This window comes from Sulfitobacter dubius (assembly GCF_027214245.1).
Taxonomy (GTDB): Bacteria; Pseudomonadota; Alphaproteobacteria; order Rhodobacterales; family Rhodobacteraceae; genus Sulfitobacter; species Sulfitobacter dubius_A.
The window spans coordinates 494,845-517,396 of the sequence record NZ_JAPWHM010000005.1; the positions used below are offsets into that span (position 1 = coordinate 494,845).

25 protein-coding genes are annotated in these 22,552 nt (G+C 59.0%); 4 read left to right on the forward strand and 21 right to left on the reverse strand.

The genetic code is table 11. The features are described 5' to 3' along the window. Positions 1-9: 9 nt before the first annotated feature. Positions 10-255 (reverse strand): 30S ribosomal protein S17, encoded by a 246-nt coding sequence (gene rpsQ / locus O4H31_RS15415; protein WP_067267977.1) that lies wholly within the window; start codon positions 253-255, stop codon positions 10-12. Between the two features lie 14 nt (positions 256-269). Next, complete coding sequence (gene rpmC / locus O4H31_RS15420; RefSeq protein ID WP_007118846.1) at positions 270-473, reverse strand: 50S ribosomal protein L29; 204 nt, start codon at positions 471-473, stop codon at positions 270-272. 182 nt (positions 474-655) lie between these two features. On the opposite strand from rpmC, the gene O4H31_RS15425 reads away from it, so the two are divergent. Together O4H31_RS15425 and O4H31_RS15430 are read left to right on the forward strand one after the other, a co-directional pair. Next, complete coding sequence (locus tag O4H31_RS15425) at positions 656-1,276, forward strand: TIGR02466 family protein (RefSeq protein ID WP_269347147.1); 621 nt, start codon at positions 656-658, stop codon at positions 1,274-1,276. Positions 1,277-1,279: 3 nt separating this feature from the next. Further along, complete coding sequence (locus O4H31_RS15430; protein WP_269347149.1) at positions 1,280-1,864, forward strand: hemerythrin domain-containing protein; 585 nt, start codon at positions 1,280-1,282, stop codon at positions 1,862-1,864. Between the two features lie 15 nt (positions 1,865-1,879). Here the strand turns inward: O4H31_RS15430 and O4H31_RS15435 are convergent, their stop codons facing one another. Further along, positions 1,880-2,080 carry a hypothetical protein gene (locus tag O4H31_RS15435; protein WP_067625860.1) on the reverse strand — a complete coding sequence of 67 codons (201 nt, stop codon included), beginning with the start codon at positions 2,078-2,080 and terminating at the stop codon, positions 1,880-1,882. A 142-nt stretch (positions 2,081-2,222) separates the two neighbouring features. Here O4H31_RS15435 and O4H31_RS15440 point away from each other — a divergent pair, with 142 nt between their 5' ends. Next, positions 2,223-2,795, forward strand: a complete 573-nt coding sequence (locus tag O4H31_RS15440) for an NYN domain-containing protein (protein ID WP_269347153.1) — start codon at positions 2,223-2,225, stop codon at positions 2,793-2,795. Positions 2,796-2,866: 71 nt separating this feature from the next. Here O4H31_RS15440 and rplP read toward each other — a convergent pair whose 3' ends face one another. The 15 genes from rplP to rpsL form a co-directional block, all read right to left on the reverse strand. Beyond that, a complete protein-coding gene (rplP, locus tag O4H31_RS15445; RefSeq protein WP_007118841.1) occupies positions 2,867-3,280 on the reverse strand; it encodes a 50S ribosomal protein L16 in 414 nt (137 codons plus the stop codon). 13 nt (positions 3,281-3,293) lie between these two features. After that, a complete protein-coding gene (rpsC, locus tag O4H31_RS15450; RefSeq protein WP_174859664.1) occupies positions 3,294-4,001 on the reverse strand; it encodes a 30S ribosomal protein S3 in 708 nt (235 codons plus the stop codon). Continuing rightward, entirely contained in the window at positions 4,001-4,381 is a 381-nt protein-coding gene (rplV, locus tag O4H31_RS15455) for a 50S ribosomal protein L22 (protein WP_067267968.1), read from the reverse strand. The genes rpsC and rplV overlap by 1 nt, the downstream gene beginning before the upstream one ends. A gap of 3 nt (positions 4,382-4,384) precedes the next feature. After that, the gene (gene rpsS / locus O4H31_RS15460) at positions 4,385-4,663 is read right to left on the reverse strand and encodes a 30S ribosomal protein S19 (protein ID WP_007118838.1); all 279 of its coding nucleotides are present in this window, start codon (positions 4,661-4,663) and stop codon (positions 4,385-4,387) included. Between the two features lie 3 nt (positions 4,664-4,666). Beyond that, positions 4,667-5,509, reverse strand: a complete 843-nt coding sequence (gene rplB, locus O4H31_RS15465) for a 50S ribosomal protein L2 (protein WP_067625855.1) — start codon at positions 5,507-5,509, stop codon at positions 4,667-4,669. 311 nt (positions 5,510-5,820) lie between these two features. Further along, entirely contained in the window at positions 5,821-6,975 is a 1,155-nt protein-coding gene (locus O4H31_RS15470; RefSeq protein ID WP_269347160.1) for a PRC-barrel domain-containing protein, read from the reverse strand. Between the two features lie 240 nt (positions 6,976-7,215). Then, positions 7,216-8,247 carry a fatty acid desaturase family protein gene (locus O4H31_RS15475; RefSeq protein WP_269347162.1) on the reverse strand — a complete coding sequence of 344 codons (1,032 nt, stop codon included), beginning with the start codon at positions 8,245-8,247 and terminating at the stop codon, positions 7,216-7,218. 277 nt (positions 8,248-8,524) lie between these two features. Then, a complete protein-coding gene (locus tag O4H31_RS15480) occupies positions 8,525-8,821 on the reverse strand; it encodes a 50S ribosomal protein L23 (protein WP_007118833.1) in 297 nt (98 codons plus the stop codon). Beyond that, entirely contained in the window at positions 8,818-9,435 is a 618-nt protein-coding gene (rplD, locus tag O4H31_RS15485; protein ID WP_067622160.1) for a 50S ribosomal protein L4, read from the reverse strand. Before rplD ends, O4H31_RS15480 begins: the two co-directional genes overlap by 4 nt. Beyond that, positions 9,432-10,310 (reverse strand): 50S ribosomal protein L3, encoded by an 879-nt coding sequence (gene rplC / locus O4H31_RS15490; RefSeq protein WP_007118831.1) that lies wholly within the window; start codon positions 10,308-10,310, stop codon positions 9,432-9,434. The genes rplD and rplC overlap by 4 nt, the downstream gene beginning before the upstream one ends. 17 nt (positions 10,311-10,327) lie before the next feature. Beyond that, positions 10,328-10,648: a 30S ribosomal protein S10 gene (gene rpsJ / locus O4H31_RS15495; RefSeq protein ID WP_067267998.1), complete on the reverse strand. Its 321-nt coding sequence runs from the start codon at positions 10,646-10,648 to the stop codon at positions 10,328-10,330. A 379-nt stretch (positions 10,649-11,027) separates the two neighbouring features. Further along, entirely contained in the window at positions 11,028-12,203 is a 1,176-nt protein-coding gene (gene tuf / locus O4H31_RS15500) for an elongation factor Tu (protein ID WP_269347167.1), read from the reverse strand. Between the two features lie 86 nt (positions 12,204-12,289). Then, positions 12,290-14,416, reverse strand: coding sequence for an elongation factor G (fusA, locus tag O4H31_RS15505; RefSeq protein ID WP_269347169.1), 2,127 nt, complete (start codon positions 14,414-14,416; stop codon positions 12,290-12,292). Positions 14,417-14,481: 65 nt separating this feature from the next. After that, positions 14,482-14,952 (reverse strand): 30S ribosomal protein S7, encoded by a 471-nt coding sequence (rpsG, locus tag O4H31_RS15510; protein WP_067267956.1) that lies wholly within the window; start codon positions 14,950-14,952, stop codon positions 14,482-14,484. 87 nt (positions 14,953-15,039) lie between these two features. Next, a complete protein-coding gene (gene rpsL, locus O4H31_RS15515; protein ID WP_007118826.1) occupies positions 15,040-15,411 on the reverse strand; it encodes a 30S ribosomal protein S12 in 372 nt (123 codons plus the stop codon). Between the two features lie 398 nt (positions 15,412-15,809). Between rpsL and O4H31_RS15520 the strand changes: the two genes are divergently transcribed. Then, positions 15,810-16,613, forward strand: coding sequence for a putative rhamnosyl transferase (locus tag O4H31_RS15520; protein WP_269347175.1), 804 nt, complete (start codon positions 15,810-15,812; stop codon positions 16,611-16,613). On the opposite strand, the gene O4H31_RS15525 is transcribed toward O4H31_RS15520, so the two are convergent. The 3 genes from O4H31_RS15525 to rpoC form a co-directional block, all read right to left on the reverse strand. Next, positions 16,586-17,473: a DMT family transporter gene (locus O4H31_RS15525; protein WP_269347176.1), complete on the reverse strand. Its 888-nt coding sequence runs from the start codon at positions 17,471-17,473 to the stop codon at positions 16,586-16,588. The genes O4H31_RS15520 and O4H31_RS15525 overlap by 28 nt on opposite strands. Before the next feature lie 173 nt (positions 17,474-17,646). Beyond that, positions 17,647-18,051, reverse strand: a complete 405-nt coding sequence (locus O4H31_RS15530; RefSeq protein WP_269347178.1) for a response regulator — start codon at positions 18,049-18,051, stop codon at positions 17,647-17,649. 185 nt (positions 18,052-18,236) lie between these two features. Continuing rightward, complete coding sequence (gene rpoC, locus O4H31_RS15535) at positions 18,237-22,487, reverse strand: DNA-directed RNA polymerase subunit beta' (RefSeq protein ID WP_269347180.1); 4,251 nt, start codon at positions 22,485-22,487, stop codon at positions 18,237-18,239. Positions 22,488-22,552 lie beyond the last annotated feature (65 nt).

Below are 22,552 nucleotides of genomic sequence, written 5' to 3' on the forward strand. Positions count from 1 at the left end.
TTAAGGGGCTCAGGCCTCGGCTTTGTCCGAAGTCAGAACTTCCCAACGTTTGGTTTTCGACTTGGGGGCACATTCGATGATGCGCACAGTGTCGCCCACCTTGAACGTGTTGTTCTCATCGTGAGCCCGGTACTTCTTGGACTTACGGATGGTCTTTTTCAGAACCGGATGCGTAAAGCGACGCTCTACGGAAACGGAAACTGTTTGTGCGTTGGCGTCCGATGTCACGGTGCCTGTAAGGATACGCTTGGGCATGTTTCAGGCTCCTATTATTCGGCTGCCGCAGCAGCGGCTTTCTGGTTCAGCACGGTGTGGACACGGGCCACGTCACGCTTAACAGTCTTCAGACGTGCGGGGTTTTCCAACTGGCCGGTGGCCTGCTGAAAACGCAAGTTGAAGGATTCTTTTTTCAGGTTCACAAGTTCGTCGCGGAGCTGGTCCGGCGTCTTGTCGTGCAGTTCGCTGGCTTTCACGGCCTCTTCCTTTCAACATCACCAGTAGGCCCCTGTGGGGTGACCATGATTCTGGTGGAGTTCATGATGAAAGGTGCCAATACGCGCTGAGGTCGCACATGGCAACCCCCGATGGCCCGGCGCCTGTGAATTAGGCGGGAAAGACGCTGGCGATAGGAACATGTTCCGCATAAGAAGGGCCTATGTCAAACATCAAATCGCTTTTCGCCACCCGCCTCTATCACGCCGCCCTGTCGGACCATGGCAAACCCATCGACACCGACGAACTGGCCGCCTCTTGTTTCTCGATCGCCGAGGATGATGAGGCCGGGCAGGATTGGTGCGAAGAGAACGGCTATGCGGGCTACACCTCTTATGCGTCGCTCGATGACCTGCCCTACCGCTTTCCGATCTTCAAGGATCTGGTCGCGGTGCTGGACAAACATGTGGCCGCCTTTGCCAAGGATCTCGACTTCGATCTGGGCGCGCGCAAGCTGGTGCTCGATTCCCTGTGGCTGAACATCCTGCCCGAAGGCGGCATCCACACCTCGCATATTCACCCCCACTCCGTGATCTCGGGCACGACCTATGTGACCATGCCCGAAGGCGCCAGCGCGATCCGTTTCGAGGATCCGCGCCTGCCGATGATGATGGCCGCGCCGGGCCGGGTGAAGGACGCTCGCGAAGAGCTGCGCCCCTTCATCTATGTCGCACCCGACGCGGGCGACGTGCTGCTCTGGGAAAGCTGGCTGCGCCATGAGGTGCCAATGAACATGATCGAAGAAGACCGCGTTTCGGTCTCATTCAACTACAACTGGGCCTGACCCATGGCCGAGGACGTGAGTGCCCTCCCCCTGTCGGACCTGACAATCGACGCCGAGACCCGCCCGCCCCTGCCCGACATGGGCGAGGTATCCGAAGCCCAACGGCAGGCCGGGCGGCACCTCGCGGCGATCCACCGCCATTACCTCAGCGACCTATCCCAAATCGCAAAGGTGATGACCCGTATCGAGGCCGGTGATGCGCCTCCGGCTGATCTTGCGCATATCGTTCTGCACAGCCAGATGTCGCAGAACTTCGCCGCCGCCGGGACGCTCTGCGGACAACAATGCTGGGCGTTGACGATGCACCACAATATCGAAGAACAAAGCATTTTCCCGCAGCTGCACGCGCGCGGCTCTGAACCCGTACGTGCAATCGTGGACCGTCTGCGGGCCGAACATGAGGTCGTTCACGCGCTTCTCGAACGGCTGGGCGCGGCGGCGGACGGATTGACTGTGGCACCAAGCTCAGAACAATTCGCCGAAACCCGCGCGATATTCGACCAACTGGTCGCAGTAGTGCGCTCGCATTTCAAATTCGAAGAGAGCGCCTTGGCCGAGGCATTGGGCGTCTATCAGGTCGACATCTGAGGCACCGCCTGGCGGCTATTTCAGCTTCTTCGCCGCCTCTTCCTGCGCCTTGACCGCGGCCTTTTCTTCCTTGGTCAGCTTGTTGCCCCACTGATTGTTGCTGAGCCCGAGATCACTGGGCATCGGCTTGGTCTTGCCCTTCTTCACCTCTCCGCCCTTGTCGAGAAACGCTTTGATGAGGTCTTCGTCGGTGTTCGGCTTTGGGACGTGCTTCATCTGGCTGGGCCTTTCCTGCGGCATGGGGTTAGGCAAAGGCTACCTAGAATAAAGCGCATTGGCCAGCGTTGCAGGTGCTGCTTGCCCCGCCTGCCCGATTGGTGAACATTCAACCTTTAGATTTATTTGAGTATCCCTGCCGATGTTTGTCCCGTTCCTTTTGCTCGTTATATCGCTCGCTTTTACAACCGCAGCCGCATCCACGCCGGGCTATGGGGACTTCAGCCTGCTCGGGGCGCTTTGCGTTATCGCCAGTGCGATCCTTCTGCTCCGGTCTTTCCGCGGCGCGCATCAGCAGCGGACAAAATGGATCATCGTCGACGGCTCCAACGTCATGCATTGGAAGACCGGCGCGCCGGACATGAATGCGGTCCGGGACGTTGTGGATGAGTTACGCATGAGGGGCTATTCCCCCGGCGTCGTGTTTGACGCCAACGCGGGCTATCTGCTCGCGGGTCGCTATCAACATGACAAGGCGCTGAGCAGACAACTTGACCTGCCGGTGGACCGGGTGATGGTCGTCCCAAAGGGCACGCCCGCGGACCCCTATATACTCCAATCCGCCCGAGACTACGGCGGGCAGGTCGTCAGCCGCGATCAGTTCCGCGATTGGGCGGACGCCCATCCGGAAATCGCAGAGCCGGGACACCTGATCAAAGGCGGCTACCGGGATGGAAAGCTTTGGCTTGATCTTGAGGCCGACGCGCTGGTCTAACAAAGAAAAACCCCCGCCGATCGCTCGACGGGGGTTCATTCCTCTTACCCACCCCTCGCGGGGCGTGCGGCTTACCAGTCCTCGCGGACGACAACCCGGGTCTTGATCGGCAGCTTCATGGCTGCCAGACGCAGAGCTTCGCGTGCCACGTCTTCACCGACACCGTCGATTTCAAACATGATACGGCCCGGCTTGACCTTGGCTGCCCAGAAGTCGACGGAACCTTTACCTTTACCCATACGAACTTCGACGGGCTTGGAGGTGACCGGAACGTCCGGGAAGATGCGGATCCAGACACGGCCCTGACGTTTCATGTGACGCGTCATGGCGCGGCGTGCCGCTTCGATTTGACGGGCTGTAACCCGCTCCGGCTGCAGTGCCTTCAGGCCGTAGGTGCCAAAGTTCAGGTCAGACCCGCCCTTTGCCAGACCCTTGATCGAGCCCTTAAACTGCTTGCGGAATTTAGTACGCTTTGGTTGAAGCATTTCTCATTCCCCCTTAGCGACGACCGCCGGCACCGCGAGGTGCTGGGCCATCTTGGAGTTCCTGTGCCTTACGGTCACGCGCGGCGGGGTCATGTTCCATGATCTCGCCTTTGAAGATCCATGTCTTGATCCCGATGATGCCGTAAGCGGTGGCCGCTTCGACATGTGCGTAATCGATGTCGGCACGCAATGTGTGCAGCGGCACGCGACCCTCACGGTACCATTCGGTACGCGCGATTTCGGCCCCACCAAGACGACCCGCGAGGTTCACGCGGATGCCCAGTGCGCCCATGCGCATGGCGTTCTGCACGGCACGTTTCATGGCGCGGCGGAAAGACACCCGGCGCTCCAGCTGTTGTGCAATGCTTTCACCAACCAAGTGTGCGTCCAGCTCGGGCTTGCGGATCTCAACGATGTTGAGGTGCAGTTCCGACTTGGTCATCTTGGCGATCTTCTGGCGCAGCGTCTCGATGTCCGCGCCTTTCTTGCCGATGATGACACCGGGGCGTGCTGTGTGGATCGTGACGCGGCACTTTTTGTGCGGACGTTCGATGATCACACGGGCAACACCAGCTTGGTGGCACTCTTTCTTGATGAAGTCGCGGATTGCGAGGTCTTCGAGAAGAAGATCACCGTAATCCTTGGTGTCGGCGTACCAGCGGCTGTCCCAGGTGCGGTTCACCTGAAGGCGCATACCGATCGGATTGACTTTGTTACCCATCAGGCTTGCTCCTCAACTTGACGCACTTTGATCGTGATCTCGGCAAACGGCTTGATGATCTTGCCGAAACGGCCACGGGCACGTGGGCGACCGCGCTTCATGGTCAGGTTCTTACCGACATAGGCCTCGGCCACGATGAGCTCATCGACGTCCAGGTTGTGGTTGTTCTCGGCGTTGGCAATCGCGGACTGAAGGCACTTCTTCACGTCCTGCGCGACCCGCTTCTTGGAGAAGGTGAGGTCGGTCAACGCTTTGTCCACGGACTTGCCACGGATCAGAGCTGCAACCAGGTTCAGTTTCTGCGGGCTGGTGCGAAGCATGCGCAGTTTTGCCATTGCTTCGTTGTCTGCCACGCGGCGGGGATTCTTATCCTTGCTCATGGCTTATTTCCGCTTCGCTTTTTTGTCGGCGGCATGACCGTAGTAGGTCCGAGTCGGGGAGTACTCACCGAACTTCTGACCGATCATGTCTTCGCTGACGTTAACAGGGATGTGCTTATGACCGTTGTACACGCCAAACGTCAGACCCACGAACTGGGGCAGGATCGTGCTGCGGCGCGACCAGATCTTGATCACTTCGTTACGGCCGCCCTCGCGGGAAGCCTCTGCCTTTTTGAGGACATAAGAGTCAACAAAAGGACCTTTCCATACTGAACGAGCCATGAATTAACGCCCCTTCTTCTTGGCGTGACGCGAGCGGATGATAAGCTTGCTGGACGCTTTGTTCTTGTTGCGGGTCTTGGCACCCTTCGTCGGCTTACCCCAAGGAGTAACCGGGTGACGACCACCAGAGGTCCGGCCTTCACCACCGCCGTGCGGGTGGTCGATCGGGTTCATCACCACACCACGTACAGAAGGACGGATGCCCTTGTGACGCATGCGGCCCGCTTTACCGTAGTTCTGGTTGGAGTTGTCGGGGTTGCTGACGGCACCAACGGTGGCCATGCATTCCTGACGCACGAGACGCAGCTCGCCGCTGCTCAGACGGATCTGAGCGTAGCCACCGTCACGACCCACGAACTGGGCGTAGGTGCCGGCGGCACGTGCGATCTGACCGCCCTTGCCGGGCTTCATCTCGATGTTGTGGACGATCGTACCGATTGGCATGCCCGAGAAAGGCATCGCGTTACCGGGTTTGATGTCCACTTTGGCGCCGGCGATGATCTTGTCGCCGATGGCCAGACGCTGGGGGGCCAGGATGTAGGCCTGCTCGCCGTCTTCGTACTGGATCAGTGCGATGAAAGCGGTCCGGTTGGGGTCATATTCGATCCGCGCGACAACAGCGGACATGTCCAGCTTGTTACGCTTGAAATCAACGATACGGTAGAGGCGCTTTGCACCACCACCTGTACGACGCATTGTGATTCGTCCGGTGTTGTTCCGACCGCCAGATTTGGTCAAACCCTCAGTAAGGGCTTTGACCGGGCGGCCTTTCCACAGCTCCGAACGGTCGATCAGTACCAGTCCACGCTGGCCTGGCGTCGTCGGTTTGTACGACTTGAGTGCCATGTTCTCTGTCTTCCGTTTGCTTGGCACGCATCCATCAAGATGAAAGCGCGTTGGTTGTAGGGCCCCGAAGGTCCCCTGTAGGAGTGGTGGGCGGGCTTAAATCTCTTGCGAGGCAGGCATCCCATCCACCGGGATCGTTCAAATAGCCAAACCCCGGACGAATCCGGGGCTTGAGCCGATGTGGCGACCTAACAGGTTCAATTCTGCCCGTCCAGTGGGCATGACGAAATTCCTCTCCCCTGCCCGCACAAAAGAAAAGAAGGCGCCGAAGCGCCTTCTTCTGTAGGTTTACCGATTACCCAAAGCGGGTATTAGTCAAGGCCAATGCTCTCGGCCAGACGCATACCGGGGTCAAGGATTTCAACTTCTGCTTCGTTGAATTCCGGCATGCTTTCCAGACGCTCTTCGGTGACGCCGGGGACGATCACTTCGTCTTCACGCATGATCAGCTTCTCAACCGGAATGGCGACTTCGTTTTCGCCCATCCCAAGGAATCCGCCAACGCCGATGATCGCAACAACGGTGTCGCCACGGACGCCTATAAAGTCGATCTCACCAACGTCTTCACCGGTTTCGGTGGCGACGCTGCGGCCGGTCAGTTCTTCGGCGGTCAGGTTAAAGATCGGCAGACGCTGCACGTTTTCCTGATAGCGCGCGCGGTCTTCTTCGGCCATATTGCCTTGCTCGTCAGCATTGAAGTCTTCCATCAGCACGCGGGCTTGCTCTTGCTCGACGTTGATCTCGGCGCCTTCGGCACCTTCAACGTTGACCTCAGGCGCTTCGGCTTCTTCGACGACGACATTCGCGTCTTCACCCTGCTGCACGTTCACGTTGGCTTCTTCCTGCTCAACAGCGACGCGGGCTTCTTCGGATTCAGCCACGTTCACATTGGCTTCGGCCTGCTCAACAGTCACGCGCGGCTCGGCTTCTTCGATGGTCACTTTCGGCTCGGGGCGCACGAATTTCACGACGGGTTCGGGCTGCTCCAGATCAACGATCGGCTCGCCTGTTTCCACATCAACCTGCGGCTTGGGAACCTGCACGGTCACGACCGGCTCAGGGATACGCACGGTCACCTGCGGCTGTGCCTGCTCAACGGTGATGATCGGCGCCTGCTGCTGCACGCGAACGGTCGGCTCGGGCACGGCTACGGTTACTTCGGGCTGGCCCTGCTCAACCGTCACCACGGGAGCGTCCTGCGAAACGTTTACATCGGGCTCGGGCACGGTCACATCAACTTGGGCGTCTTCCTGCTCAACAACCACTTGGCCGCCGGCTACATTAGCGGTCGCGGCTGCGTCACCCTCAACTTCGGCTTCAGCTTCTGCTTCCATCTCGGCTTCGGCTTCGGCGTTGCGTTCGATGGTCTCTTCGACGTTCTCCGTTGCGTCCTGCGCCAGAACCGGAGCGGCTGCGAAAAGGGCAACGGCGGATACGCCGGCCATGAGTGTTTTGGTATAGATCATTAGGTCTCTCCCGTATTCGTTTAAGATAGTTGAGGCGCCCAGCACCCCGTCTTCCACGGTGAGACAACCGGCAGCTTTCCGCTCTGTTCCAAGAAAATTGATAGCATTTTTTCGGAACTTTTTATGGATCGCCACTTGATTGAAGCGGGCCTCGCCGGGATCGCTCATGGGTAATGCCACCCCCTAAAAACGCAAAAACCCCGCCGGAGCGGGGGTCTTACATCAGCGATATGTTAGGGCTTAAGCGGCGCGGCGCGCCTGTGCGAATGATAACAGGCGCTTGCTCTTTTCATCCCACAGATGCAGCCGCGCATTGGCGAGGCTTTCGCGAATCGTCATCCGATTCCCTTCGGCAAGTGCCACGTGATCGCGCAGCACCTCGGGCAAGCGATAGAACGGGATACGGCTGTAAAGGTGGTGCACGTGGTGAATGCCGATATTGGCACTCAGCCACTGCAAGGGCCGAGGCAGGATGTAATGCGACGAACCATGAAAGGCCGCGTCATGCAAATCCCACGCTTCGTTCTCTTCCCAATGGGTCGTCTCGAACTGGTGCTGCACATAGAACAGCCACATGCCCGCCGTGGCCGCCAAAAGGGTGCTGGGGACGAAGATGAGCAGAATGGGCATGATCCCCCCGAAATAGAAGATCACCGCAAGTGCTGCGAGGATCGTCAGGTTGGTGCCCATCGCGCTGAACCAATAACGGGTTTGCGCCATCAGCCCCAGCGGGACGCGGTTCTGCACAAAAAACAGGTAGCTCGGCCCAAGACCAAAAAGCACGACCGGATTGCGGTAGAGACGGTACTGCAACCGCCCAAGCAGCCCCAGCTCGCGATACTCTGCAACGGTGAGTGTGTGAATATCGCCAATCCCTCGACGGCCAAGGTTCCCAGCCGAGGAATGGTGAATCGAATGGGTCCGGCGCCAAACGTCATAGGGCGTCAGTGTCAGCACCCCCAGCACGCGGCCCACCCAATCGCTGGTGCGACGGCTGCTGAAAAAGGCCGCATGGCCGCAGTCATGCTGAATCGCAAAGAGCCGCAGCAGGAAGCCGGCATTCACCAGCGAAATGCCAAGTGTCAGCCAGCCGCTGATCGACAACGCCCACCAAGCCAGTGCCCAAAGAAGGACAAACGGCCCGAGCGTGATCGCCAGTTCAAAACTGCTGCGCCAAGTGCTTGGCTCGCGGTAGCGGGCCAGCACGCGCACCCAGTCGCGCGCGTTCGACACGTCCGCAGACGCGCCGGGGGTAGATTTTTCGTGGGACATAGACCTGCTTTTTGTCGTTCTCCGAGGTCTTGTAGAGGAAAGCGCGCCGCAAGCAACGCCCCCGATGCCTTTTGCCGCTGCATAGCGTCATTTAGGCCGGAAACGGCCCATGCAGCAAAGCTTCCCACGGAACCGAAAGGCCAGCGCCTACGGCCCGCTGCCGGGGGGGGGGCACCCTTCGTCGGGAAATCATATGTGTGATCCCCAAAGGGCCACCCGCCACAACGGAAAAGGCCCCCGCAATGCGGAGGCCTTTCCCAAATACCAAACCGAAAGCTTACAGCCCGGTGGATACGTCGATTGTGTTGCCCTCTTCGAGCGTCACATAAGCCTTTTTCACGTCTTTCCGGCGGCCCATCTGACCCCGGAAACGCTTGACCTTGCCTTTGGTGATGGACGTGTTCACGGCCTTCACCTTGACGTTAAAGAGCGCCTCAACGGCCTCTTTGATCATCGGCTTGTTGCTTTCAATCGCCACTTCGAAAACGACAGCGTTCTGTTCGGACGCCATGGTTGCTTTCTCGGTGATGATCGGCTTGCGGATCACGTCATAGTGTTCATGCTTGGCGCTCATTTCAGGCGTGCCTCCAATGCTTCGATCCCCGCTTTGGTGATCACCAGAGTGTCACGCTTGAGGATGTCATAGACGTTTGCGCCCATCGACGGCAGGACATCCAGCCCTTCGATGTTGCGCGCGGCCTGTGCGAAGTTCTCGTTGACCGAAGCGCCATCGATGACCAGCGCGCGCTTCCAACCCAGGTTCGACACCTGTTTGGCCAGAGCGGCTGTTTTGCCTTCGGATGTGGCTTCGTCGATGATGACCAAGGAACCGGCTTTTGCTTTAGCGGACAGCGCGTGGCGCAGGCCCAGCTTGCGGAACTTTTTGGTCAGCTCGTGGCCGTGACTACGCGGGGTTGGACCCTTGTAGATACCACCCTTACGGAAGATCGGCGCGTTACGGTCACCGTGGCGTGCGCCGCCGGTGCCTTTTTGGCGATAGATCTTCTTGGTCGAGTAGCTGGTCTCGGACCGGGTCTTGACCTTGTGCGTACCCTGCTGCGCGTTGTTACGCTGCCAGCGCACGACGCGGTGCAGGATGTCGGCACGCGGCTCAAGGCCGAACAGTGCTTCGTCCAGGTCTACGGACCCGGCTTTGCCACCGTCGAGTTTGATGACATCGAGTTTCATGCGTCACCTTCTTTCTTGTCAGCATCGGCATCGGAATTGTCGGCATCCGAACCTTCAGCTGCGATTTCAGCTTCTGCGGCTTTCAGCGCTTCGGCTTCCTGTGCGGCTTGCTCTTCGGCCAAACGCTTGGCTTCGGCTTCTGCCTCTGCTGCGGCTGCGGCGGCTGCCTCTTCGGCGGCTTTCGCGGCTTCTTCAGCGGCGGATTTCAGAGCGGCGGGCAGAATCGCGTCTTCGGGGAACGGCTTTTTAACCGCATCCTTAACGGTGACCCAGCCACCTTTGGAGCCAGGAACGGCACCTTTGACCATGATCAGGCCACGCGCGCTGTCGGTCTTGACGACTTCGAGGTTCTGCGTGGTGACACGGGCAGCGCCCATGTGACCGGCCATTTTCTTACCTTTGAAAACCTTGCCGGGATCCTGACACTGGCCCGTGGAGCCGTGCGAACGGTGGCTGATGGAAACACCGTGTGTCGCCCGCAGACCGCCGAAGTTGTGACGCTTCATCGCACCGGCAAAACCTTTACCGATCGAAGTGCCTGCAACGTCAACGTACTGACCTGCGAAGTAATGGTCGGCGATGATTTCCTCACCGACTTCCAGCATCGCTTCCGCATCGACGCGGAACTCAGCAACCTTGCGCTTGGGTTCCACTTTCGCTGCTGCGAAGTGGCCACGCATGGCTTGGCTTGTGCGTTTGGCTTTCGCCGAACCTGCACCGAGCTGAACGGCAGTGTAGCCGTCGCGGTCTGCGGTGCGCTGTGCGACAACCTGAAGCTTGTCCAACTGAAGAACGGTCACAGGGATCTGCTTGCCGTCTTCCATGAACAGCCGGGTCATGCCGACTTTTTTTGCAATAACGCCTGAGCGCAACATATGATTACCCTCCCGGCTTACGATTGCAGCTTGATCTCGACATCCACGCCAGCGGCGAGGTCGAGCTTCATCAGCGCGTCCACGGTCTGGGGGGTCGGATCAATGATATCCAGCAGACGCTTGTGCGTGCGGATTTCGAACTGGTCACGGGATTTCTTGTCAACGTGGGGACCACGAAGAACGGTGAATTTCTCGATTTTGTTCGGCAGCGGAATGGGACCGCGAACCGAAGCGCCTGTGCGCTTGGCGGTGCTGACGATTTCCTGAGTGGAGGCATCGAGCACCCGGTAGTCAAACGCCTTGAGGCGAATGCGGATGTTCTGGCTTTGAACGGCCATATGCATATCCCTTGTTTTGGGATTCTAACGGATTGGAGGAAGCAGGCTCATCCGGCCCCCTCATCGCGCCTTGGTATTAAATCAAACGGGGCGCGTCTAACGCACCCCGGTTCAATGGGCGTCCTATAGAGGGAATCGCAACAGGTGGCAAGAGGGTTCTAAAACCCCCCGTGTTTTTAGAACCAGTGCGCAAAGTCACGCCGGCCACGGCGTGACAGCGCACCCCGCCAACGTTCAATCACCACCGAAAACTACCTCTAGCTTTCCATCTTCCGGAAGCTTCACAAAAAGCCCCCTCCCCCACAAAAGCAAAAGGCCGCAGCAAACGCTGCGGCCTTTCAAATCTCTCAGACGTCAGGCCCGAAGGCCCCGCCCAAAATCACTCGGTGATTTTGGAAACGACGCCGGCGCCAACTGTACGGCCACCTTCACGGATCGCGAAGCGCAGACCATTTTCCATGGCGATCGGTGCGATCAGCTCAACGCCGAAGGACACGTTGTCGCCGGGCATGACCATCTCGGTGCCTTCTGCCAGCTGAACGGTGCCGGTCACGTCAGTTGTACGGAAGTAAAACTGCGGACGGTAGTTCGCGAAGAACGGCGTGTGACGGCCACCTTCCTCTTTGGTGAGGATGTAGGCTTCGGCTTCGAACTTGGTGTGCGGGTTCACGGAACCGGGCTTGCAGAGAACCTGACCGCGCTCAACGCCGTCACGCTCAACGCCACGCAGCAGCGCGCCGATGTTGTCGCCTGCTTCACCACGGTCCAGCAGCTTGCGGAACATTTCCACGCCTGTGCAGGTGGTTTTCTTGGTGTCGCGGATGCCGACGATCTCGATTTCGTCGCCAACGTTGATCACGCCACGCTCAACACGGCCGGTCACAACGGTACCACGACCAGAGATCGAGAACACGTCTTCGACGGGCATCAGGAACGGCTGGTCAACAGCACGCTCTGGTGTCGGGATGTAGTTGTCGACTTCTTCCATCAGCTTGCGGATCGCGTTTTCGCCGATGGCCTCATCGCGGCCTTCCATCGCCGCCAGAGCGGAACCGGGCACAACGGGGATGTCGTCGCCGGGATAGTCGTAGGAAGACAGCAGCTCGCGGATTTCCATCTCAACCAGCTCAAGCAGCTCTTCGTCGTCGACCTGGTCAACTTTGTTCATGAAGACGACCATGGCGGGGATGCCAACCTGACGGCCGAGCAGAATGTGCTCGCGGGTCTGGGGCATCGGGCCGTCGGCGGCGTTCACAACCAGGATCGCGCCGTCCATCTGAGCCGCACCGGTGATCATGTTTTTCACATAGTCAGCGTGGCCGGGGCAGTCGACGTGGGCGTAGTGACGTGCTTCGGTCTCATACTCAACGTGTGCGGTCGAGATGGTGATGCCGCGGGCCTTTTCTTCGGGTGCACCGTCGATCTGGTCATACGCTTGGAAGTCACCGAAGTATTTGGTGATCGCCGCGGTCAGCGTGGTTTTACCGTGGTCAACGTGGCCGATTGTGCCGATGTTGACGTGTGGCTTGTTACGTTCAAACTTTGCCTTTGCCATGGTGTTGGCTCCTTTAGATGTTGGGTGGTGGGCTTAAAAACCCACCCTACAGATTGGGTAGGGCGGGGTTCACCCCGCCATCCCGGTTATGCAAATTTGGCCTGAATCTCGTCAGAGATGTTCTGCGGCACAGGCTCGTAGTGGTCGAACTGCATGGTGAAGTTCGCACGACCGGAAGACATCGAACGCAGCGTGTTGATGTAGCCGAACATGTTCGCCAGCGGTACGAAGGCGTCGATCGCGATGGCGTTGCCGCGCGTGTCTTGACCCTGCACCTGACCCCGACGGGATGTCAGGTCACCGATGATGCCGCCGGTGTACTCTTCCGGTGTCACAACTTCGACCTTCATGATCGGTTCCAGCAGCTTTGCGCCAGCTTTCTTCATGCCTTCGCGCATACCCATACGGGCGGCGATTTCGAAGGCCAGAACGCTGGAGTCAACGTCGTGGAACTTACCGTCGATCAGAGCAACCTTGAAGTCGATGACCGGGAAGCCCGCCAGCGGACCGGAGTCCAGTACCGACTTGATCCCTTTTTCCACGCCCGGGATGTATTCCTTGGGAATGGCACCACCGACGATACGGCTCTCAAAGGAGTAACCTTCGCCCGGCTCGGTCGGCATCAGGATCATCTTAACTTCACCGAACTGACCCGAACCACCCGACTGCTTCTTGTGGGTGTAGGTGATCTCGGCTTCGCGGCTGATCGTCTCACGGTATGCCACCTGCGGCGCACCGATGTTCGCTTCAACTTTGAATTCGCGCTTCAGACGGTCCACCAGGATGTCGAGGTGAAGTTCGCCCATGCCCTTCATGATGGTCTGACCGGATTCCAGATCGGTTTCGACGCGGAAAGAGGGGTCTTCGGCGGCCAAACGGGCCAGACCTGCAGACATCTTTTCTTGATCAGCCTTGGTTTTCGGCTCAACCGCGATCTCGATCACCGGATCGGGGAAGGTCATGGTTTCCAGAACCACCGGATCGTTGGCAGCACAAAGCGTGTCACCTGTGGTGGTGTCTTTCAGACCAGCAAGCGCGATGATGTCGCCCGCAAAGGCTTCTTCGATCTCTTCGCGGTTGATCGAGTGCATCATCATCATACGACCGACGCGCTCTTTCTTACCCTTGGTCGAGTTCAGAAGGGTATCGCCCTTCTTCAGCACGCCCGAGTAGATGCGGGTGAAGGTCAACGAACCAACAAAGGGGTCGTTCATGATTTTGAACGCAAGGCCAGAGAACGCCATGTCATCATCCGCACGGCGCGGGATGTTACGGGTTTCTGTCTCATCGCCGGGCTTGAAGCCCATGTAGTCGACAACGTCCAGCGGGCTGGGCAGATAGTCGATCACGGCGTTCAAAAGCGGCTGAACACCTTTGTTCTTGAAGGCGGAACCACAGAGAACGGGGATAAACTTGATCGCCAGCGTGCCCTTGCGGATCAGGTTGCGCAGGGTATCGACGTCCGGCTCGGCGCCATCCATCAGGTAGTTTTCCATCGCCTCGTCGTCCATCTCGACCGCGGTCTCGATGAGCTTAGCACGCCATTCGTCGGCGGTGTCCTTCAGGCTGTCACGGATCTCGCGCTGTTCCCAGCCCGCACCCAGATCTTCGCCGGACCAGACCCATTCCTTCATGGTGACCAGATCAACGATGCCTTCCAGCTCGTTCTCTGCACCAATCGGGATCTGCACTGGTGCAGGCGTGGCACCTGTACGGTCTTTGATCATGCGAACGCAGTTGAAGAAGTCCGCGCCGATTTTGTCCATCTTGTTGACGAAGACGATACGCGGCACCTTGTAGCGGTCAGCTTGGCGCCACACGGTTTCGGTCTGCGGCTCAACACCGGCGTTGGCGTCAAGAACGGCAACCGCGCCATCGAGAACCGCCAGCGAACGCTCAACTTCAATGGTGAAGTCAACGTGGCCGGGGGTGTCGATGATGTTCATCCGGTACTTGGTGTCGGATGTCGCATCGGCTGTGGGCTCTTCCTGGCGCTGCCAGAACGTGGTGGTCGCCGCGGAGGTGATGGTGATGCCGCGTTCCTGCTCTTGCTCCATCCAGTCCATCGTTGCGGCGCCGTCATGCACCTCACCGATGTTGTGGGATTTGCCGGTGTAGAACAGGATGCGTTCGGAACAGGTGGTCTTGCCGGCATCGATGTGAGCCATGATGCCGAAGTTGCGGTAGCGTTGGAGCGGATAGTCGCGTGCCATGGGGCTGCTTCCTCGAAAATGTCAGTACGAACAGATCGCGCCCGAAACCGGGCGCGACGTTGAAATTACCAGCGGTAGTGGCTGAACGCTTTGTTCGCGTCGGCCATCTTGTGCGTATCTTCGCGCTTTTTAACAGCGGTACCACGGGACTGAACGGCGTCCAGCAGCTCGCCAGCAAGGCGCTCTTCCATGGTGTTTTCGTTACGCGCGCGGGCGGCTTTGATCAACCAGCGGATCGCCAGCGCCTGACGACGCTCGGGGCGCACTTCGACCGGCACCTGATAGGTGGCACCCCCAACGCGGCGCGAACGAACTTCGACCGACGGCTGGATGTTTTCAAGCGCTTCGTGGAACACTTCGATCGGGGCGCGTTTGATCTTGTCTTCGACGCGGGTCATCGCGTTGTAGACGATACGCTCGGCGACAGATTTTTTGCCGTCGATCATCAGGTTGTTCATGAATTTTGTGAGAACCAGATCGCCGTATTTGGCGTCTGGCAGGACTTCGCGTTTTTCAGCGGCGTGGCGGCGTGACATGTCAGTGTCTTCCTCTTGGCGGGTGGTGGGGCGCTGCCCCACCGAACATCGGGTGGAAAGGCGGGGCCGTGCCCCACCTGTGCGAGATTACTTCGGACGCTTCGCGCCGTACTTCGAACGACGCTGCTTACGGTCTTTAACGCCCTGCGTATCAAGAACACCGCGCAGGATGTGGTAACGCACACCCGGAAGGTCTTTTACACGACCGCCGCGGATCAGAACCACGGAGTGCTCCTGAAGGTTGTGGCTCTCGCCCGGGATGTAAGAGATGACTTCGAAACCGTTTGTCAGGCGCACTTTGGCAACCTTACGCATGGCCGAGTTCGGCTTTTTGGGTGTCGTTGTGTAAACCCGTGTGCAGACGCCGCGCTTTTGCGGGCACTCCTGCAGGTGCATGGATTTCGAACGTTTGACTTTCGGCTGCCGCGGCTTGCGGATCAGCTGTTGGATCGTTGGCATTCCGGATATATCCCCGTATCGCTCAGATTTCATACACGGGGGATCCCCCATGCGGCTAAATTCGGTTACTTCATGCGTCCACAAAGCAAAATGACCGCAACGTTCCCGTACCGAGGAAAACGACGCGGTGGGTTAACAGAGGATCGGGCCAGTAGTAGGCCGGATCGTGACCACTTCAGTTATGAGTTCGGACTGGCAGAGCGGCCTCCGCCTCCGAGATAGCGGGCGTATAGAGCGTTGCGCGGGGGCTGTCAACAGCACCACCCGGCCCGGCACCGCCGAGAGCAGGGCATCGCGTGCTCTGGCTGCGCTATCCGCCCCCTGCCCTGCTAACCCCCCTTGCCAGCGGCCGCACCCTGTCGCCATATTCGCGCAAGTTTTCCTTGAGGGGCAATACCATGCAAGCCATCGGCCTGTGCCGTTTTTCTTACCCCGCCCTTGGTGGATTTCAGGTGGGTCACGACACCACCGAGGAACGCATCGCCTACCTCTATGACGAAGCCCGGCTTGAAGAGCGCTTCCGCTTGCTTGAGGCCGTCGCCCTGCCCTGTCTCAAGGCCCAGACAGACCCGGATTTCTCAATGATCTTCGTGATCGGAGACCAGTTCCCGGACCACCACGCCCGCCGCCTCGAATCGCTCCTCTCCGACTTGCCGCAAGGAGTGATCCACCGCGAGCCGCCCCGCCAGCACCGCGAAGTGATGAAAGAGGTGCTGAACGCCGCGCGGATCAACCCCAAAGAACCCTGCCTGCAATTCCGCTATGACGATGACGATGCGGTCTCGGTGGATTTCATTGCCCGGCTGCGGCGTACGGTAGAGGACAGCGCGGGGCTTTTGGAGGGTCAACGCTCGGTCGCTTTCGACTGGCCCAAAGGGTATATCGCGGAGTTCGGGCAGGGCGGCATCCGCGCGGCGGAAGTGTTCCGCCCCCTCAATGTGGCGGCCTTGGCGATGTATGTGAAGGGCGGCAGCCCGGTCACCATCATGAACTTCGCCCATGAGAAACTGCCGCGGTTTATGCCCTGCGTGAGCTTTCCCGATGCGGCGATGTTCGTGCGCAGCCACAACGGTTCCAACGATTCGCGCCAAGGGCTTGCGCGGCATGTGGAGGTCGCGCCGCTAGACGCCGAAGGCGAAGCGCTGTTTCGGGAACGTTTCGCCATCGACAGTGATCAGGTGCGGCGGGTCTTTTCGGCCTGAGCTTTCAGTTTCCGCTCGCGGTAGAGGGTAAAGACCCCTGTGGCCACGACAATCCCCGCCCCGGTCAGGGTCAAGGCTCCCGGCCATTCGCCAAAGACCGCCCAGCCCAGCAGCAGCGCCCAAAGCAGGCCAGTATAGCGAAACGGCGCAACAAAGCCGATATCGCCGACCCGCATGACCTGGATCGAAAAGAAATAGCCGCCCAACACAAAGACCCCGGAGCCGCCGATCAGCGCCGCCACCGACGGGGTCACCGGCGCCCATGGTCCGCTAAGAGATGCCAGCCCCGCCGCCGTCATCACCGACAGCGCGGTCACCAAGGTGACGGTCATGGAAGGCACCGCAGGCGACAAGGCGCGGGTCGACAGGTCACGGACTGTCACGCAAAGCACCGCTATCAAGACGTAGATCGACCAAATGTTGAACCCTTCCGCGCCCGGCTTCACGATCAGCAGGACACCGCAGAAACCGATCCCGATCGCCACCAACCGCCGCCAGCCCACCGCCTGCCGAAACACCAACGCGGCGGCCAGCGTCACCGAAAGCGGCACCACCTGAAGGATCGCGGTCACATTGGCCAAAGGCATGTTGAACAGCGCGGTGAGAAAGAAATAAGCCGCCGCAATCTCGGCCACCGAGCGCAGGCCAATCACCCGCCAATCCCGCGGCTGGAGCCGGAAATCAATCCGACCAAGCTGGCGGCTGAGGGCCAAGATCAGGACCGAGGTCGTCACCCCCCGCAGGAACAAAAGCTGAAACAGCGGCAGCGCCCCGTCGGTCATTTTCAGCAGCGTGTCGTTAAACGTGAAACAGGCCATCGAGGCGATCATCAGCAGCGCGCCGATGGTATTGGGGGACATGAAAGCGCTCCGGGAATAAACCGCGCGGCTTATATCGATACCGCTCCCGAATGACTGGCAGCGGGCACGGGAGCTGTCAAGAACGGGGGGCTGTGCAGGTTCACCGCTTGGCGCCCCTCAAATGCGGCATGGCGACTACGTACGACGGCTGCCCCTGCCGCAGTTGCCCGGTCTTACTGGTTGGACACCTGCGCTACGGGCTGTTGCTGACTGGCCAACAGATTCCGAACCGTGCTGCGCAGCAACCCCGGCTCGACAGGCTTCTGCATCACCGTCGCGGCCAGATTGCGAAAGGCGTCATAAACCTCAAGATCGCGGGTGCGCCCGCTGAGGAAGATGATCGGCGTTCCGGCGATGGCGGGGTTTTCGCCAAAGCGGTGCGCCAATTCTAAACCGCCCATATCGGGCATGGAGATATCACTGATGATCAAATCGGGCTTCAGGTCATTCACCACCGCCAGCGCATCGCGGGCGTTCAGGCAGGATACAAAGGTCAGCGATCTGTCGTCGGAAAAGATCATCTTTACCAATTCCAGAATGATCGGATCATCGTCGATATGTAGAATGCGAGACGTCATCTGAAGAACCTTACGACGGTTAAGCTTTCGCAAACCTATTGCCACTATGTGGCGGATATAAGGCTACGGCGGCAAATTCCCGGCCATCTCGCTGGCGATGTGCATTCAAGGCTGCGGCACCGCGCATAAAAAAGCCCCCGCAGTTTTCACTGCGGGGGCTTTTGACTGTCAGGTCAGAGCGACGATCAATCGCGGCTCTCGTCGTCACCGACCGGCGTGTTGAACACATCACCGCCGACGATGTCGTCATCCGCAGAGGCCGTGGGTGCTGCCAGTGCGGCGGCGGCTTCGGCCTCTTCGCGGCGCGCTTCGATCACGACGTTGTCGCGGTCTGTCGCCACTTTGCGCATCTGCTGGGTTGCCCCACCCGTGCCCGCCGGGATCAGACGTCCCACGATGACGTTCTCTTTCAGACCGACCAATTTGTCCCGCTTGCCCTGAACCGAAGCTTCGGTCAGCACGCGCGTTGTTTCCTGGAAGGACGCGGCAGAGATAAAGCTGCGGGTCTGCAGCGACGCCTTGGTGATGCCCAGCAGGATCGGTTCGCCCTTGGCAGGACGGCCACCTTTCGACAGGGCCTTTTCGTTGGCCTGATCGAATTCCTGCTTGTCGACGTGTTCGCCCTTGAGCAGCGTGGTGTCGCCGCTTTCTTGGATTTCCCACTTCTGCAGCATCTGACGCACGATGACTTCGATGTGTTTGTCGTTAATCTTCACACCCTGCAGGCGGTAAACGTCCTGCACTTCGTCAATCATGTATTCGGCCAAGGCCTCAACGCCCATGATCGCCAGAATGTCGTGCGGCGCGGGGTTGCCGTCCATGATGTAGTCACCCTTCTGCACGAAGTCACCTTCGGCAACGGGGATGTGTTTCCCCTTGGGCACCATGTATTCAACCTTCACGTCCGGATCATCCGAGCTTTCAATCGCGATGCGGCGCTTGTTCTTATAGTCCTTACCGAAGCGCACATAGCCGTCGATTTCTGCGATGATGGCGTGGTCTTTGGGGCGACGTGCCTCAAAGAGTTCGGCCACGCGCGGCAGACCACCGGTAATGTCCTTGGTCTTGGCACCTTCACGCGGGATACGCGCGATGATGTCACCGGCCTGAACCTCGGTCTGGTCTTCAACGGACAGAACCGCATCCACCGACATCGGATAGGTCACCGGGTTGCCCGCATCGTTGCGGACCGGTTCGCCATCTTCATCCACCAAGATGATCTCGGGCTTAAGCTCGTTGCCCTTGGGGGCCGCGCGCCAGTCGATCACGATCTTCTGGGTCATGCCGGTTGCTTCGTCGGTGTCTTCTTTGACCGCGATGCCCGAAACAAGGTCGACGTATTTGGTCATACCCGGTTTTTCGGCGATGATCGGCAGGGTGTATGGATCCCATTCGAACAGCTTGTCGCCGCGTGCCACACTGTCGCCTTCCTTGACGTGAAGCTTGGTGCCGTAGCCGATCTTGTGGCTGGCGCGCTCATCGCCGTTCTCATCGACGATCGACAGTTTCATGTTCCGGCCCATGACGAGCATTTCACCGGCGCTGTTTTCAAGCGTCTGCGCATTGTCGAACACGATTTTGCCGGACTGGCTGGCCTCGAGGAAGGACTGCTGACCACCCTGAGCAACGCCGCCGATGTGGAAGGTCCGCATCGTCAGCTGAGTACCGGGTTCACCAATCGACTGGGCCGCGATGATGCCGACAGCCTCACCTTGGTTAACCAGCGTACCGCGTGCAAGGTCACGGCCATAACACATGGCGCAGACACCCTCTTCGGCCTCACAGGTCAGCGGGCTGCGGATCCGTGCGGACTGCACCCCGGCTTCGTCGATGGCATCCGACATGCGCTCGTCGATCAACGAACCTGCAGGCACCAGAACATCCTCGGTGCCGGGCACGAGAATGTCATCCGCCGCAACACGGCCCAGCAGACGCTCGGCCAGCGAGGAGACAACCTCACCGTCGTTAACCGCTGCTTCAGCCGTAATCGCAGTTTCGGTCCCGCAGTCATGCTCACGCACGATGCAGTCCTGCGCCACGTCCACCAGACGGCGTGTCAGGTAACCGGAGTTCGCCGTTTTCAGAGCGGTATCCGACAGACCTTTCCGCGCACCGTGTGTCGAGTTGAAGTACTCAAGAACGGTCAGACCTTCTTTAAAGTTCGAGATGATCGGCGTCTCGATGATGTCGCCATTCGGCTTCGCCATCAGGCCGCGCATCCCACCGAGCTGTTTCATCTGCGTGACCGAGCCACGAGCACCGGAGTGGGCCATCATGTAGACCGAGTTCGGCTCTTTTTCGGACCCATTCTCGTGGTACGTGGTGGCCGAGATGGAGCCCATCATCGCCTCGGTGACCTTGTCGTTACACTTCGACCATGCATCGACGACTTTGTTGTACTTTTCGCCCTGAGTGATCAGGCCGTCCATATACTGCTGTTCAAAGTCCTTCACCTGCTCACGGGTCTCTTCAACCAGCGGCCATTTGGTGTCGGGGATCAGCATGTCGTCTTTGCCGAAGGAGATGCCCGCTTTGAAAGCTTCGCGGAAACCCATGGTCATGATCTGGTCACAGAAGATAACCGACTCTTTCTGACCGCAATAACGGTAGACGGTGTCGATGACCTGCTGCACTTCTTTCTTACGCAGCAGACGGTTGACGAGGTCAAACGGCGCTTTCGCGTTCAGTGGCAGAAGCGCACCAAGACGGATACGACCGGGGGTCGTGTCAAAGCGCATCATCACTTCGTTGCCTTCGGCGTCGATCTGTTTGATCCGCGCTTTGATTTTCGAGTGCAGGTGAACCGCACCGGCGTCGAGGGCGTGCTGCACCTCGTCGACGGAGCCGAAGACCATGCCTTCGCCAACCATGCCTTTGCGCTCAAGGGTCGTGTAGTAGAGACCCAAGATCATATCCTGCGACGGCACGATGATCGGTGCGCCATTTGCAGGCGACAGAACGTTGTTCGTGGACATCATCAGGACACGTGCTTCCAACTGGGCTTCCAGCGAGAGCGGCACGTGAACGGCCATCTGGTCACCGTCGAAGTCAGCGTTGAAGGCCGAGCAGACGAGCGGGTGAAGCTGGATCGCTTTACCTTCGATCAACACGGGCTCGAACGCCTGAATGCCAAGACGGTGAAGTGTCGGCGCACGGTTGAGCATGACGGGGTGCTCACGGATCACCTCATCAAGGATGTCCCAAACCTCGGGACGCTCTTTTTCAACCAGCTTTTTCGCCTGTTTCACGGTGGAGGACAGACCTTTGGCCTCAAGGCGCGAGTAGATGAACGGCTTGAAGAGTTCGAGCGCCATCTTCTTCGGCAGACCACATTGGTGCAGCTTCAACTCAGGGCCGGTCACGATGACCGAACGGCCCGAGAAGTCGACGCGCTTACCCAAAAGGTTCTGACGGAAGCGACCCTGCTTGCCTTTCAGCATGTCGGACAGCGACTTCAGCGGGCGCTTGTTGGCACCGGTGATGACGCGGCCACGGCGGCCGTTGTCGAACAGAGCGTCGACGGATTCCTGCAGCATCCGCTTTTCGTTGCGGACGATGATGTCAGGTGCGCGCAGCTCAATGAGACGCTTCAAACGGTTGTTCCGGTTGATCACGCGGCGGTACAGGTCGTTGAGGTCAGAGGTCGCGAAACGGCCACCATCCAGCGGCACCAGCGGGCGCAGTTCTGGCGGGATCACCGGGATCACGGTCATGACCATCCACTCAGGACGGTTGCCCGACTCGAGGAAGGACTCAACCACTTTCAGACGCTTGATGATCTTCTTGGGCTTCAGCTCGCCTGTTGCCTCTTTCAGATCGGCGCGCAGGGTCTCGGCTTCGGCTTCCAGATCGATGGCGGCCAGCATTTCACGGATCGCTTCGGCACCGATGTTGGCGGTGAAAGCGTCCATGCCATAGGCATCTTGGGCGTCCATGTACTCTTCTTCGGTCATCATCTGACCGTATTGAAGATCGGTCAGGCCCGGCTCGATCACGACGTAGTTCTCAAAGTAGAGAACACGTTCAAGATCGCGCAGGGTCATGTCCAGCATCAGGCCGATGCGCGAGGGCAGCGACTTGAGGAACCAGATATGCGCGACCGGCGACGCCAGTTCGATGTGGCCCATACGCTCACGGCGGACCTTTTGCAGCGTCACTTCGACACCGCATTTCTCGCAGACAACGCCGCGATACTTCATTCGCTTATATTTGCCGCAGAGACATTCGTAGTCTTTGATCGGGCCAAAGATACGCGCGCAGAACAGGCCGTCACGCTCGGGCTTGAACGTCCGGTAGTTGATGGTTTCCGGCTTTTTGATCTCACCGAAAGACCAGCTGAGGATCCGCTCTGGCGAGGCCAAGGAGACCTTGATTTCGTCAAACGCTTTTTGCGGCGTCAGCGGGTTGAACGGGTTGTTTGTCAGTTCCTGGTTCATTTTCAAATCCTTGAAAGGGGTGCGTTGGGAGGGACCGGACCCGTTTTCTTTTGAAGAAAACGGGT

Bases quoted from the DNA above. Each gene is read 5' to 3' on its own strand.
- rpsQ (WP_067267977.1), bottom strand. From the start codon at position 255: ATGCCCAAGCGTATCCTTACAGGCACCGTGACATCGGACGCCAACGCA.
- O4H31_RS15425 (WP_269347147.1), top strand. From the start codon at position 656: ATGTCAAACATCAAATCGCTTTTCGCCACCCGCCTCTATCACGCCGCC.
- O4H31_RS15430 (WP_269347149.1), top strand. From the start codon at position 1,280: ATGGCCGAGGACGTGAGTGCCCTCCCCCTGTCGGACCTGACAATCGAC.
- O4H31_RS15435 (WP_067625860.1), bottom strand. From the start codon at position 2,080: ATGAAGCACGTCCCAAAGCCGAACACCGACGAAGACCTCATCAAAGCG.
- O4H31_RS15440 (WP_269347153.1), top strand. From the start codon at position 2,223: ATGTTTGTCCCGTTCCTTTTGCTCGTTATATCGCTCGCTTTTACAACC.
- rplP (WP_007118841.1), bottom strand. From the start codon at position 3,280: ATGCTTCAACCAAAGCGTACTAAATTCCGCAAGCAGTTTAAGGGCTCG.
- rpsC (WP_174859664.1), bottom strand. From the start codon at position 4,001: ATGGGTAACAAAGTCAATCCGATCGGTATGCGCCTTCAGGTGAACCGC.
- rplV (WP_067267968.1), bottom strand. From the start codon at position 4,381: ATGAGCAAGGATAAGAATCCCCGCCGCGTGGCAGACAACGAAGCAATG.
- rpsS (WP_007118838.1), bottom strand. From the start codon at position 4,663: ATGGCTCGTTCAGTATGGAAAGGTCCTTTTGTTGACTCTTATGTCCTC.
- rplB (WP_067625855.1), bottom strand. From the start codon at position 5,509: ATGGCACTCAAGTCGTACAAACCGACGACGCCAGGCCAGCGTGGACTG.
- O4H31_RS15470 (WP_269347160.1), bottom strand. From the start codon at position 6,975: ATGATCTATACCAAAACACTCATGGCCGGCGTATCCGCCGTTGCCCTT.
- O4H31_RS15475 (WP_269347162.1), bottom strand. From the start codon at position 8,247: ATGTCCCACGAAAAATCTACCCCCGGCGCGTCTGCGGACGTGTCGAAC.
- O4H31_RS15480 (WP_007118833.1), bottom strand. From the start codon at position 8,821: ATGAGCGCCAAGCATGAACACTATGACGTGATCCGCAAGCCGATCATC.
- rplD (WP_067622160.1), bottom strand. From the start codon at position 9,435: ATGAAACTCGATGTCATCAAACTCGACGGTGGCAAAGCCGGGTCCGTA.
- rplC (WP_007118831.1), bottom strand. From the start codon at position 10,310: ATGTTGCGCTCAGGCGTTATTGCAAAAAAAGTCGGCATGACCCGGCTG.
- rpsJ (WP_067267998.1), bottom strand. From the start codon at position 10,648: ATGGCCGTTCAAAGCCAGAACATCCGCATTCGCCTCAAGGCGTTTGAC.
- tuf (WP_269347167.1), bottom strand. From the start codon at position 12,203: ATGGCAAAGGCAAAGTTTGAACGTAACAAGCCACACGTCAACATCGGC.
- fusA (WP_269347169.1), bottom strand. From the start codon at position 14,416: ATGGCACGCGACTATCCGCTCCAACGCTACCGCAACTTCGGCATCATG.
- rpsG (WP_067267956.1), bottom strand. From the start codon at position 14,952: ATGTCACGCCGCCACGCCGCTGAAAAACGCGAAGTCCTGCCAGACGCC.
- rpsL (WP_007118826.1), bottom strand. From the start codon at position 15,411: ATGCCAACGATCCAACAGCTGATCCGCAAGCCGCGGCAGCCGAAAGTC.
- O4H31_RS15520 (WP_269347175.1), top strand. From the start codon at position 15,810: ATGCAAGCCATCGGCCTGTGCCGTTTTTCTTACCCCGCCCTTGGTGGA.
- O4H31_RS15525 (WP_269347176.1), bottom strand. From the start codon at position 17,473: ATGTCCCCCAATACCATCGGCGCGCTGCTGATGATCGCCTCGATGGCC.
- O4H31_RS15530 (WP_269347178.1), bottom strand. From the start codon at position 18,051: ATGACGTCTCGCATTCTACATATCGACGATGATCCGATCATTCTGGAA.
- rpoC (WP_269347180.1), bottom strand. From the start codon at position 22,487: ATGAACCAGGAACTGACAAACAACCCGTTCAACCCGCTGACGCCGCAA.